Genomic DNA, 13,312 nt, shown 5'->3' on the forward strand with positions numbered 1-13,312 from the left:
GCGCCAGGAGGCCCTGCCCACAGCGGGCGCGCCCTCGACTGATCTCGAGACAGTAACGGAATCGGCGCTGCTCCAATATCGGCAAACGGCCTCACGCCGTCTTCCGATGTCGCCGCCGGCGGGCGACCCGATCTCGCCTCAGAGCCGCACGAGCAGCCCCAGATACCCCGCGAACGCCGGCCTTCCCGCCGTGCCGAGCCGCTCGCCGCCCAGCGTCACGACGGCGCGGGGCTCGGCGAAGATCGCGTGCGCGTCCAGCAGGAGCGCCGCGCGCTCGGTGAGACGCAGCCCGGCGCCCCCGCCAAAGGTCGCGGCGATCGACCAGACCTCGCCCGTGGCGCTCCGGAGCGGGGGCAGGGGGTCGCCGCTGATGAACAGGTGGAATCCGCCCAGGCCGGCCGAGAGCACCGGCGAGACCGCGGTGCCCGTCTCCAGCGCCCACACCGCCTCCAGCAGCGCCATCTCCTGCCGGACCGACACCGCGCCGAGCGCGCCCTCCAGCGCCGGCCCCAGCGCCGGCCCCGCGAACGTCAGCCGCGCCGCGAGCCCCGCGGGCAGCGCGCCCCCGCCGCCGCCCGCGCCGGTCCCGTACGACAGCCGCAGCGCCGGCCCCAGCGCCGGCCCGATGCCGCCCGCGCTCAGGAGCGCCACGAGCCCGGCCTCCACGCCGACGCCCGCGAGCATCCCGGCCCGCGCCGCCGCCGGATCCGCGCCGGCCCGCCGCCGCACGGGCGCCATCCACCGCCGCACGTCGTCAGGGACGGCGACGCGCTCGCCGCCCGCCGCGCCCTCGGGCGGCGCGCGCGTCGAGAGCAGGTTGGCCTCCAGGAGGCTCGCCTGCAGGAGCTCGACGGCGCGCACGGCCATCACCGAGGGGGCCGCCGCGCCGGACACCTCCACCGTGCGCACCACGGTCTTCTGCGTCACCCGGTCGACGATCCAGAGGTCCGCCGTGGCGCCCGCGCGGGAGCGGAAGATCGCCGCGGCCGCGAACGCGCCCTCGTCCCGGGCGGCGCGCTCCAGCGCGTCGCGCGCGTCTCCCTGGCGCCCCCGCGGGACGCGCACCACCTCGAACCCCGCCGCGCCGAGCTCGGCCCGGAGCCGCGTGGCCGCCTCGCGGACCAGCGGGTCGTCCGCGTCCGCCTCGACGATCACGACCCGCGAGGCGGCCGCCGCGGCCTCCGGCGGGGGCGCCGCCTCGGCCCGCGCGGGGGCGAGCGCCGGGGCGAGCAAGAGCCAGGTCAGAAGGGGAAAGGAGCGCACTCGCCCAGGGATTTACCAGATCGCGGGCGGGGCCGGAGACGCGTCACGGCTTCACGAGATCGCGCGCCACGGGCGCGTGCGCGCCGCGCGGGTGGCGCTTCAGGTAGAGCTCCGCCACCGGGCGCGCCGCCGACCGGCCGCCGGTGCGCTCGACGGCGACCATCTTGCGGCCGAGCGCCTCGGCCGCGAACGGGCCGCCCGGCGACTCGGCGAGGTACGCGTCGTACCAGGCCACCGCCGCGCCCGGCGCGCCGCCGTCGTCGACCATGCGCCCGAGCAGGAAGGCCGCCGCCTTCCCGTGGCTCGTCCCGGGGAACCGCTTGCGCGTCGCGGTGAGCGCGCGCTGCGCGACGTCGCCCCGCCGCGCGTACCGCGCCGCGTCCGCCAGCGCGACAAGGTCGTCGAGGGGGCCGTGATCGAGCACGCCGCCCAGGCCGCGCTGCTCCGCGTCGGCCAGGACCGACCGGAAATCCCCCGCCGCCACGCGCTTCGCCCAGCTCGGCGCCGCCGCCGCGCCGTCCGGCGCCGCCGCCGAACCGTCCGGCGGAAGGCCCGCGGGCGCCCCTTCAGCCCGCGAGCCCTCCGGCCGTGCGGCCCCGGCGTCGCCTTCGTCGCCAGGTCCGGTGTTCCTCTCTCCGCCGGGCAGCGCCGCCCCGGCGGACGACGGCCCCTGCTGCGCCGGCCCCGCCGCGCTGCCGACCGTGCTGGCCGCGTCGCCGCTCGAGATCTGCACGTCGCCCTCGCGCATCCGCGCCACGAGCCGCTGTCCGGCGCGGAGCGGCAGCCCGTCGAGCGCGAGCGGCCCGCGCACGGTCACGCTCCCCTCGTGCAGATCGACGCGCAGGGTGCCGTCGCCGCGCGTCCACGACACGTCGAACGCCGTGCCGGTGACCAGCACCGCGAACGGCCCCGCCTCGACCGACCAGCGCGCCTTCGGCCGCGGCGTCACGCGCAGCGACGCCCGGCCGTCCTCGAGCAGCATGCGCGCCCCGACCGCGTCGACCTCCGCCACGCGCAGCGCGCTGCCCGGCGAGAGCGCGACCGTGGTGCCGTCCGTGAAGCGCAGCCGCGCCTCCTCGGCCGCCGCGGCGATGTAGCCGCCCGCGGCGCCGGGCGCGCCCTCGACCGCGTAGTCGAGCCGCCGCGACGGCCAGAGCGCGACGAGCGCGAGCGCGAGCGCCGCCGCGCCGGCGAGCGCGAGGCCCCACCGCGCCCGCCCCGCGTGCAGAGGCCAGAGCCCGAGGGAGCGCAGCCACGACGCGACGCGGCCCAGGTCGCCCTCGCGGCGGCGGGCGGCCCCGCGGCTCACCGCCTCCACGAAGCGGGCGCGCTCGGCGGCGTCGTGCGCCGCGTCGACGTCGGCGGGGAGGCCCTCCCGCGCGAGGTCGGCGAGCCGGCTCAACTTCTCCGCTTCATTCATCGTGCTCTCCTCCGCAGGCAAGGAGGCTCCCGGGCTGATCGAGCGCTTGCGGGGCCTTCGCGAGGTAGGCCGAGAGCGCGGGATCGCGCTGCGCGGCGGTGAGGATCCGGTGAGAGGCGCGCGCGAGGTGGCGCTTCGTCGTGGCCAGGGAGCACCCGAGCGCGCCGGCGATCTCGGTGAGCTCGAGCCCCTCGATGAACCGCAGGACGAAGAGCGTCCGCGACCGGTCGTCCACCTGGTCGAGGATGCCGTAGAGCCGCGTGAGCGCCGCGCGCCCCTGCGGATCCTGCTGCGCGCCGCCGACGTCCGGGAGCTCGCCCGAGGGCGACAGCTGGAGCCAGCGGCGCAGGCGCCGGCGCCGCAGCTCGGCGCGCGCGACGCGCACCGCGATGCCGATGATGAAGCTCGAGAGCAGCGACGGATCCCGCAGGTCCTTCGCCACGCGGAAGAAGCGCAGGAACGTGTCCTGCACGTGATCGTCGACCTCGTCGCCCGGCCCGAGGGTGCGCGTCAGGATCCGGCGCACGAGGGGCGCGAACCGCTGCCACACGACCGGCGCGGCGCCCGGGTGTCCCTGCGCCGCGGCGCGCGCCAGCGCCACGTCGTCGGTCGCGGACAGCGGCAGCGCCTGCACGCTCCCCCTTTGCGTGGAGGGCGCGACCGCTGTCAAGGGCGGGACGGTCGAGCGGCGCGTTCGGATCACGCCCAGCAGTGCTCCCCGGGGGGGCTCCGCGGCTCAAGATTCGGCACATGGACGGAGCGGCCCCGCCGCGACCTCCGGGGCCGCTCCGGCGCGACCGCGGGGCGCCAGGAGCAGCACCTCCACGTCGAAGAGCCGCGACGTCGAACGCCGCCACGGAAGGTGTCATATCGGTTGTAACCTGAACGCATGACGAAACTCGGCGCGGTTCATGCTACTGGATCAGCGAGCCCGCTGCAGGGCTACGCCGCGGACGCCATCCTCCACGAGGGGCCGATGAGCACCGTGCGCCGCGCGCGCCGCGCGTCGGACGGGCAGCCCGTCGTGCTGAAGGGACCGAGCGCCGGGCGGGCGTCGCCGCGCGCGATCGCGAGGCTCCGCCACGAGCAGGTGATAACGCGCGAGATCGCGCATCCGGGCGTCCTCCGCATCCTCGACGTCGAGGAGTGCGATGGGGGGCCCGTGCTCGTCCTGGAGGACTTCGGCGGCGCGTCGCTCGACATCGTCCTGCGGAGCAACAGGCTCGGTCTGGCCACGATCCTGCGGATCGGCATCCACGTTGCGGACGCCCTCGCGTCGCTGCACCACGCGGGCGTCATTCACAAGGACGTCAAGCCGCACAACCTCCTCGTCCGCCTCGATCCGCTGGTGGTCAAGCTCTCCGATTTCGGGATCGCAACGCGCCTGTCGCAGGAGGCGCCGCGGGCCGAGAGCCCGGACGCCGCGGAGGGGACCCTGGCGTACATGTCACCCGAGCAGACGGGCTGGATGAACCGCAGCCTCGACTGCCGGACGGATCTCTACTCCCTGGGCGTCACCCTCCACGAGATGCTCACGGGCGCTCCCCCGTTCACAGCGCCGAGCGCCATGGAGCTCGTCCACTGTCACCTGGCCAGGACGCCGACGCCGCCGCACGCCGCGTCGGCCGAGATCCCGCGCGTCGTCTCCGATCTCGTCATGAAGCTCCTCTCCAAGGCCGCCGAGGATCGGTATCCGTGCGCCGAGGCGCTGCGCGCCGATCTCGAGGAGTGCCTCCGGAGGTACGAGGCCGACGGCCGCGTCGATCCTTTCCCGCTCGGCGAGCGCGACGCGGGCGGCCGGCTCTGGCTGCCGGAGAAGCTCTACGGGCGCGAGGCCGCGACGCAGGCGGTCGTGGCCGCGTGCGAGCGCGTGGCGGCCGGCGCCGTCGAGCTGTTCCTCATCTCCGGCCACGCCGGCGTCGGCAAGTCCGCCCTCGTCCGCGAGGTCTACAAGGTGCTCGCGCGGCGGCCCGGGTACTTCGTCTCGGGGAAGTTCGGCCAGCTCAAGCAGCGTACCCCCTACGCGGCCATCGCGCAGGCGTTCGGCGAGCTGTGCGAGCGCATGCTGTCGGAGGGCGAGGAGTCCGTGGCGCGCTGGAAGGCCCGGCTGAGCGCCGCGCTCGGCTCGATCGGGCAGGTCGTCGTCGACGTCATCCCCGAGCTCGCGCGCATCATCGGCCCCCAGCCCGCCGTGCAGCCGCTCGGGCCGAACGAGTCGAAGAACCGCTTCAGCCTGGCGTTCCAGACCTTCGTCCGCGCCGTGACGGAGGAGCACCTCCTCGTGCTCTTCATCGACGACCTCCAGTGGGCCGACCCGGCCTCGCTGAGGCTCCTCGAGCTCCTGATGACCGATCCGGACGCCCGCGGGATGCTCGTGATCGGCGCCTACCGCGACCAGGAGGTCGACGACGCCCACCCGCTGGCGAGGCTCGTCCGCGACCTGCGGGCGGCGGACGCGCCCGTCTCCGATGTGTGGCTCGGGCCGCTCGAGCTCGAGGACATCCGCCGGCTCCTCGCCGACGCCCTGCGCTGCCGCCTCGAGGACACGGACGCCTTCGCGGCGCTGATCCTGGAGAGGACCGCGGGCAACCCGTTCTTCATCCACCAGCTCCTGCAGGCCCTCGCCGGCGAGGGGATCGTGCGCTTCGATCCGGCCGCGGGGGCGTGGGCGTGGAGCCTCGACCGCGCCCGGAGCGCGGAGGGCGCGGAGGGCGTCGTCGAGCTGATGGCCGCGAAGATCCGGCGGCTCGCGCCCGGCGCGCAGCGCGCCCTCCGGCTCGCCGCCTGCGTTGGCCACCGCTTCGACCTCAGGACGCTCGCGCTCGTCGCCGAGCAGCCCCCGGGCGAGGTGGCCGCGGCCCTCTGGGAGGCCCTGCGGGAGGGCCTCGTCGTACCCCTCGATCCCGAGTACCGCTTCGTCCACGCCGGCGACGCGGCGGTCGCGGGCAGGCTGCTCGAGGACCCCTCGTTCCGCGTCTCGTACCGGTTCCTGCACGATCGCGTCCAGCAGGCGGCGTACGCGCTCATCGACGAGCCGGAGCGGAGGCGGCTGCACCACCGCATCGGCCGGCTGCTCGCGGCGAGCCTCGGCGAGGACCCGAGCGACGAGGAGCTGTTCGTCGTCGTCGGCCACCTGAACGTCGCCGCGGCCCTGATCGAGGATCCGGCGGAGCGCGGCGAGCTCGTGCGGCTCAACCTGGCCGCGGGGCGGCGCGCGCAGGCGGCGACCGCGTACGACGCCGCGTTCGGCTACCTGAGCGCCGCGGCGTCCGCGCTCGGCCCGGATCCATGGGCCGGCGAGCCTGGCCTCGCCCTCGACGTCTTCGACATCCATGCCGCGAAGGCCGAGTGCGCGCACCTGAGCGGCCGCTGCGACGAGGCGGAGGCGCTCTTCGACGCCCTCCTCGAGCGCGCCGCCTCGGACGTGGAGCGCGCGCGCGTTTACTGCATGCGGATGGTCCTCTACAACGCGCAGCACCGCTGGGCGGACACGCTCGCGGTGGCGCTCCAGGGCCTGCGCCGCTTCGGCATGGAGGTGCCCACCGAGGGCGAGGCGCTCGCCGCCGCGCTCCGCGCGGAGCTCGCCGAGGCCGAGCGCGGCTTCGCCGCCCGGCGGGGCGAGGACGTCGGCGCGGGCCCGGAGCTCGCCGATCCGCGCGTCAGGGTCGTGGTGGAGATGCTCGGCTACGGCTCGCCATCGGCGTATTTCCTCAACCCGCCGCTGGCCCAGCTCCTCGCCGTCAGGATGACGAACCTGTCGCTCCGGCACGGGAGCTCGCCGATGGCCAGCGTGGCGTACGCGCTCCACGGCTTCTACCTGGCCGCGTTCAGGGGCCAGCCGCACGAGGGCTACAGGATCGTGCGGATGGGCGTCGCCCTGAACGACAGGTACCGGATCGATGCCATCAGGGCGAAGGTCGACTTCAACTACGGGGTCGTCATGAACCTCTCGAGGCCGCAGCGCGAGGCGCTCGAGGTCCTCCAGCGGGCGCGGGTCGCCGGGATGGAGACCGGCGACTTCATGTTCGCGTCGGCGGCCTCCAACATCGTCGCCCAGATGAAGCTCAGCCTGGAAGGCGAGCTCCGGCGCGTGCGCGAGGACGTCGGTGGGTTCCTGCGCTTCACCTCCCGCACGAAGGACGCGCTGTCGACGGCGGTCCAGACCGTCGCGCTGCAGGTGATCCAGAACCTCGAGGGGCGCACGCTGGACCGCGGCACGCTGAGCGACGCCGGCTTCGACGAGGACGCCTTCGTGCCGAAGCTCGATGGGGTCGCCTTCGCGATCGTCGCTGGCTTCTACTACACGAACAAGCTCGCGCTCGCGTACCTCTACGGCGATCACGAGGGCGCGCTGCGGATGGCGCGCCGCGCGCACGAGCGGGCCCGCGCCCTGACGGGCCAGTACATCGGCGTCGTCGATCTGCCGCTCTATACCTGCCTCACCCTCCTGGCGCTCGGGCCTCGGGCGAGCGGGGAGGAGGGCGGCGCGCTGGCCGAGATGCTCGCGTCGAGCCACGACAAGCTCGCCGTCCTCGCGCGGGACTGCCCCGAGCTCCGGCACCTGGAGCTGCTCGTCCGGGCGGAGCGCGCGCGCGTCGCCGGGGAGGCGCTGGAGCCGATCCTCGAGCTCTACCAGCAGGCGAGCGGCGCGGCGGAGCAGGCGGGGTACGTGCGCTACCGCGCGCTCGTCAGCGAGCTCTGCGGCAGGTTCCTCGCCTCGAGGCGCATGCCGTGGCTCGCGCGGTCGTGCCTCGTCGAGGCCTACCAGGCCTACGCGCGCTGGGGCGCCACGGCCAAGCTGCGGCAGATGGAGGAGGCCTACGTCGAGCTGCTCCCCCGCGCGGCGGCGGGCCAGCCCGCGTCCGCGGACCTCCTGTCGAACCTGACCTCGGTCGTCTCGTCGACGACCGAGATGGTCGCGCGGCGCGTGGCGCTGCTCGACGCGGCGGCGCTGATCCGCGCCGCGCAGGCCGTGGCGCGCGAGATCGACCTCGGCCGCGTCATGACGCGGCTGCTCCGGCTCGCCATCGAGAGCGTCGGCGCCCAGCGGGGCGCGCTGATCCTGGACCACGAGGGCGGGCCGCGCGTGGAGGCCGTCGTCGAGGACGAGGGCGAGGTGCGCGTCGGCCCGTCGACGCCCGTGCGCGAGAGCGGCGCCGCGGCCGCGCGGGTGATCGAGCTCGCGATGAGCAGCGGGGGCGCCGTCGTCGTGGCGGACGCCGCGCAGGACGCGCGCTTCGACGGCGATCCCTACGTCGCGGCGCGCAAGCCGCGATCCGTGCTCGCGCTGCCCATGGTGAGCCAGGGGGACGTCTCGGGCATCCTCTATCTGGAGAACAACGCCGCGCCCGACGTGTTCTCGCGCGCCCGCCTCGACGTGCTCGAGCTCGTCGCCGCGCAGGCCGCCATCGCCGTGAAGAACGCGCTGCTCTACGCGCGCGTCCAGGCGGCGAGCGACGAGCTCCGCCGCGCCAACGGCGCGCTCGAGGCGGCTGTCGCCGCCCGCACAGCGGAGCTCTCCTCGGCGAAGGCGCAGCTCGAGGAGGAGCTCGCCGAGCGGTCGCGCGCCGAGCAGGAGCGCGCCGGCCTGCAGGAGGACCTCATCCGCATGCAGCGCGAGCGGCTCGCGGAGCTGTCGACGCCGCTCATCCCGATCACCGACAGGATCATGGTCATGCCGCTCATCGGGACCGTCGACGCGCAGCGCGCGGACGAGGCGCTCGCCGCGGCGCTCCGCGGCGTGTCGGAGACGGGGGCCCAGGTCGTCATCCTGGACATCACGGGCGTGCGGGGCGTGGACAGCGGCGTCGCGGCGACGCTCCTGCGCACCGCGACAGCGCTGCGCCTGCTCGGCGCCGAGGCGGTGATCACAGGGATCGCCCCCCGCGTCTCGCAGACGCTCGTCGGCCTCGGCATCGATCTCGGCGAGACCGTCGTCCAGGGGACGCTCCAGCGCGGGATCGCCTACGCGATCCGGAGGACCGGCGAGGCGCCGCGGCTCGCCAGCGTGGCGTCTGGCGGCCGTGGCTGAGGGCGGCCCGGCTGGCGCGCCTGCGCGACGCGCCGCGGCTCGCCAGCGCGGCGTCCGGCGCCGTCGCCGAGGGCGCCTCAGTTGGCGAGCTTGTTCTCCTCGCGGTGGCCGAAGATCGCCTCCCAGTTGGAGCGGTAGGCGTCGGTCGCGACCTGGGCGGGGCCGGACCGGGACGCGTCGGCCCCGCGGGGCGCCGGGAGCAGCACCTCCACGTCGAAGAGCCGGGTGTGCTCGGACCGCTGCGTCAGCTTCACGAGCTCTCCGGCCAGCGGGCGCCCGTGCTCGGTGGGCCGCAGCTCACCGATCTCGAGCCGGTCCTCCCGGCTCCGGATGACCCGGAAGCCCTCTCCCTGCTCGACGGGGCTGTGGATGAAGACGACGTCCTGGTTCGCGGGCGGCGCGGGCTTGTCCTGGTTCTGCGGCGGCTCGTCCTTGCCCATCACCGAAAGCTTCCCACGTTTGCCCCCTGGGGCGCCAGGCGAAGCGAGCGGCCGATCTCCACGCCGCGCCCGCGTCTCGCCGCCTCGCGCGGCCTCCAAAATTTGGCCAGCACGGGGCTTAGGCCGTACTGCCGGCCAGAGGGCCCTCTGCACCGCGGAGGTCCCGCGATCGCGGACGCGGCTTCGCGGCGAAGCGGAGGAGTGGGCGTATGAACGTTCGAGGCGCAGAGGGAGATGGCGTTCGCAAGGCGCCGGAATCCTTGGAGAGAGATCGCGAGAGCGGCGGCGGCGAGCGGCGCGCCGGCGCGGGGCAGCGGGTCCGTATCGAGGCGCTCGTCGCGGTCGGCGAGACGTCGGGCGGCGGCTTCGAGGCCGAATCGATCGACATGTCCCCCGAGGGGATGCGCCTGCGCACGGCGTACCTGCCGCGGGTCGGCGACGCGCTGATCTGCCGCTTCGACGGGCTCGGCAAGGAGCTCGTCGTCGAGGGTGAGGTGTGCTGGCGCGCCGAGGAGGCGCGCGGCGGCGAGTTCGGCCTGCGCTTCACCGGCCTCGACGCCGAGGCGGAGGAGGCGGTGCGCTCGATGTGCTCGTCGATGGATGCCGGCGCCGGCGCCGCCGCGCCGGCGCTCGCGGTCCCCTCCGGCGCGGCGCAGCGGGGCGCGCGCGTGCGGCTCCACATCGACGGGCTGAGCTCGCCCATGAAGGCGCGCGTGCGCGCGGGGGGGCTCGACGATCTCGAGGTCGGCTCCAACCTGGAGTTCCTCAAGGTGGGCCGCTCCCTCGAGCTGGAGGAGGTCGAGCAGGGCACGCGCCGCGAGGCGTACATCGACCACGTGAAGGTCGAGGTCGACCCGGCGACGAGCGTGCCGCAGCTCGTTGTCACGCTGCGCTACGAGGCGCCCCGCGCGGCCAGGGCGTCGCGCCCGCGGGCGGCGTCGTCCGAGTCCCTGCCCCCGGCGAGGCCGGCGGCGGCGCTCGACGCGGGAGCGCCCGCGCGGGCGCCGTCGGTCCCGCCGCCGGGCGAGAGCCCGCGGGCGTCGTCGGCGCCGCAGGGCGAGCGCGCGGCGGGGCGGGCGTCGTCGGCGCCGCCGGCTGAGCGCGCGGCGGGGCGGGCGTCGTCGGCGCCGCCGGCTGAGAGCGCGCCGGCGCGGGCGTCGTCGGCGCCGCCGCGCGATCCGGGCGAGCGCGCGCCGGGGCGGCCGTCCGCGGCGCCTGCGCGCGATCCGCAGGGCGAGCGCGCCTCGGTCGGCGCGAGCGCCGCGCGCGGCGGTGCGGCGGTCGAGGGGGACGACGATCACGACGGCGACCTGTCGCCGGCGCCCTCGGCGGGGGAGGCGCGCGCGGCGGACGCGGCGCCGGTCTCGGCGCAGGACGCGGCGCCCCTCTCCGCGCGGGAGGGGTCGGAGGACGCGGGCGCAGCGCCGGCGGCCGACGCGCAGCCGAGCCGGCTGCGCGACGTCGGCGAGAAGGCCGCGATGGCCGGCAAGGCCGCGGCGGGCAAGATCGCCCCGGCGCTCGCCGGCGTCGGGGCGCGCGCGGCCACCGCGATGGCCGGCATGGTGGCGCGGATCAAGGAGCGGCGCGCCGCGCGCGCGGCGGGCGAGGGGGACGGGTCCAAGGAGGGCGGCCATCGCCGCACGACGGCGCCGCCGCCGGCCGGCGCGCTGAAGTCCGGCGGCCGCCGGCTGGTGCGCGAGGAGGCCGACGAGACGGCGGGCGAGGGGGCCGAGCCGCCGCGCTTCAACAAGAAGGCGGCCGCGGCCGGGAGCTTCCTCGGGCTGGCGGCGGTGCTCGTCGTCTTCGGGGCCGCGCGCCTCCTCGGCCTGCAGGGCGGCGACGCGCCCTCGGCCGGGACCGCGGCGACCGCTGCGGGCGCTCCGGCGCTGCCGGCGTCGCCCGGCGCGCCTGCGCTGCCGGGGGCCGCGGCTGCGCCGGGCGGCGTGCTGACGGCGAACATCCCCCTGTTCGGCGCGACGCCGCTGTCGACGACGGAGCCTGTGCCGCCGACGCCGCCGGCCGACCCGAGCGCCCTGGCCGGCGACCCGCTCGCGCGGGCGGCCGCGGTCCCGGGCGGCCCCGGCGAGGACGACGAGGCGGAGGCGGACGACGACGAGAAGGAGGGCCCGAAGGAGTGGGGTCAGGGGACCGTGAGGAGCCCCGTCGTGCTGAAGCTGAAGATGGACGGCCCCATCGAGGAGCTGAACGGCGCTGCCGGCGCGATGGGCTTCACGGTGTCGCTGCCCGACCGTCGCGCGCTGTCCTCCGGCAGCGGCCTCGCCCGGAAGGACAAGCGCATCGCGTCGGTGCGCGTGGTCAACACGCCGCACGGCGCGGAGATCACGCTGCAGTTCAAGGACGGCGTGCCCGCCTACAAGGCCAAGGCGCGCGGCGATCGCCTGGAGATCGCGCTCGGCCGCGACGAGCCGAAGAAGGTGGCGTCGAAGTCGAAGAAGGACGACGACAAGAAGAAGAAGAAGGGCGGGAAGGGGAGCGACAAGAAGGACAAGGCGCGCTGACGCGCTCGCGCGCCCCCCGCGGCTCGAGGCGCTGAGCGACCCTCGGCGCCTCCCTGCCCGGGCGGTCCCGCTCCACGAACATGTAAGGCGAAGGCGAGAAGAACAGACACATGTTCTTCTCGCCTTCGCCTTCTCGCCTTCGCCTTCTCGCCTTCACGATCAATCCGACCATCACCTGCAGTTGACCAGGGAGGCGGACATGGAGGCATGGGCCCCGTCGACGCCCCCCGGTTGCCCGGCCTCCCCGCGAGCTTTGCCTGACAGGGCATGAAATCCGCCGCTGCGATGCACAGCCGAGCCGCGCTGTCGTCGAGTTCAGCAGGTTGTGATGTCCGGTAGCGACACGTGAGCGTCTCCGGAGGTTCTGTCATGGAGTAAAGACCGTTTCATTTGTTCTTTGAATTGCGTCTGTCTCGGATATATACATTGGTTCGAGGGGGTGCCTCTGGGCCGTGGGGGCAAGAGGCGCTGGTCCTCGCAGGATGTGCGTCGGTTGCGCGGCGGCTGACGGCTCGGCCACGGCCGGTGAAGCCGCTGCCTCGTCTCGGTCCCACTTTGCCCTTCGCGCGCGGAGCGAGCGCCTACCCCCGCGGGCGCCCCTCTGCGGACAGGAGCATTCGATGTCCAAACCACGTCATCTGAGACCGCGTCACGCCGGGTTCGTGCTTGTGTTCGGCGCCGGCGTGCTGACGGCCGGCTCGTCCGGCGTCGCCGGCTCCCCTGTGCAGGCGCAGTCGGGAGGCGATCATCGTGAAGGTTTCATGAAGGTCCCTCTCTACCGGGGCGCCGGCGTCCCGCCGGAGGCCACGGTCATCGCGCTGCCCCACAACTGCGAGCGCGAGATGCAGGCCACCCTGCGATGGAGCGAAGAGGACAACTCGGTCCGGATCAAGATCACCGGCAAGGGGGTGCTCGTGCCCTCTCCGAGCGTCGATCGCACCCCGGGGGTGAGCTTCTTTCCAAACCCCTTCTGGCCCGAGAGCGAGGACATCGTGAACGGGCGATATCAGTTCTGGGTCGTCAGCCAGGCAGGGCTCCTCAAGTTCTATTACGACGCCGCCACGCGGGATCTGCTCGGCAGCGAGCTCGATTTCGCGGCGCCCCCGCCCGGCTCGATCGCCATCGAGCTGCCGACGGTGAGGGCCATCGGCTCGCCGCTCTTCCAGCCCGACGCGGACGGCGACGTCGATCTGGAGTTCACCCTCGCGTACGACAAGACGGTGCGCGCGGATCTGCCCGAGTACGCTCAGGTCGTCGAGGGGTTCCCGCCGCCGAACCTGTGCCTGTCGGACCCGAACCGGATCGATCTGTCGACGATCCGGGGCTACGCCAAGACGCTCCCCGCCTCGGAGGCGGTCAGCTTCTCGGACTACCTCCGGAGCGGCTTCTTCCTGAGCGTCACGATCGAGCCGACGGAGTACTACACGTTCCCGCCGCGCGGGCACCTGTTCTCCACCTACAGCAACGGCACCCAGTTCGGCGGCGTCATCCCGCGGGGCTACGCGTGGGATATCGACGCGACCTTCGGCAACGTGGCGCCGCCGATCCGGCCGTTCGCAGGCGCCGGGACGTGCGAGGACTTCTTCACCGGGGTGCACACAAAGGGCCTGAACTTCTGCAGCCCGGAGGGGAGCTAGCC

7 protein-coding genes are annotated in these 13,312 nt (G+C 74.9%); 3 read left to right on the forward strand and 4 right to left on the reverse strand.

From position 1 onward, the window contains the following. Positions 1-138 precede the first annotated feature (138 nt). Genes WMF17_RS14115 through WMF17_RS14125 form a run of 3 tightly spaced genes read right to left on the reverse strand, consistent with a single transcriptional unit; the run spans position 139 to position 3,386 of the window. Positions 139-1,263: a hypothetical protein gene (locus WMF17_RS14115; protein WP_437602566.1), complete on the reverse strand. Its 1,125-nt coding sequence runs from the start codon at positions 1,261-1,263 to the stop codon at positions 139-141. A 43-nt stretch (positions 1,264-1,306) separates the two neighbouring features. Continuing rightward, positions 1,307-2,683 carry a FecR domain-containing protein gene (locus WMF17_RS14120; RefSeq protein WP_437602567.1) on the reverse strand — a complete coding sequence of 459 codons (1,377 nt, stop codon included), beginning with the start codon at positions 2,681-2,683 and terminating at the stop codon, positions 1,307-1,309. Continuing rightward, complete coding sequence (locus tag WMF17_RS14125; protein ID WP_437602568.1) at positions 2,676-3,386, reverse strand: RNA polymerase sigma factor; 711 nt, start codon at positions 3,384-3,386, stop codon at positions 2,676-2,678. Before WMF17_RS14125 ends, WMF17_RS14120 begins: the two co-directional genes overlap by 8 nt. Before the next feature lie 186 nt (positions 3,387-3,572). Here WMF17_RS14125 and WMF17_RS14130 point away from each other — a divergent pair, with 186 nt between their 5' ends. Next, entirely contained in the window at positions 3,573-8,714 is a 5,142-nt protein-coding gene (locus WMF17_RS14130; protein ID WP_437649949.1) for an AAA family ATPase, read from the forward strand. A gap of 77 nt (positions 8,715-8,791) precedes the next feature. Here the strand turns inward: WMF17_RS14130 and WMF17_RS14135 are convergent, their stop codons facing one another. Further along, positions 8,792-9,154, reverse strand: coding sequence for a hypothetical protein (locus WMF17_RS14135; RefSeq protein ID WP_437649951.1), 363 nt, complete (start codon positions 9,152-9,154; stop codon positions 8,792-8,794). A gap of 260 nt (positions 9,155-9,414) precedes the next feature. Here WMF17_RS14135 and WMF17_RS14140 point away from each other — a divergent pair, with 260 nt between their 5' ends. Next, a complete protein-coding gene (locus WMF17_RS14140; protein WP_437649952.1) occupies positions 9,415-11,673 on the forward strand; it encodes a PilZ domain-containing protein in 2,259 nt (752 codons plus the stop codon). Between the two features lie 620 nt (positions 11,674-12,293). Beyond that, positions 12,294-13,310 carry a hypothetical protein gene (locus WMF17_RS14145; RefSeq protein ID WP_437649954.1) on the forward strand — a complete coding sequence of 339 codons (1,017 nt, stop codon included), beginning with the start codon at positions 12,294-12,296 and terminating at the stop codon, positions 13,308-13,310. Positions 13,311-13,312: the final 2 nt, after the last annotated feature.

This window comes from Sorangium sp. So ce362 (assembly GCF_051519845.1).
Lineage (GTDB): Bacteria > Myxococcota_A > Polyangia > Polyangiales > Polyangiaceae > Sorangium.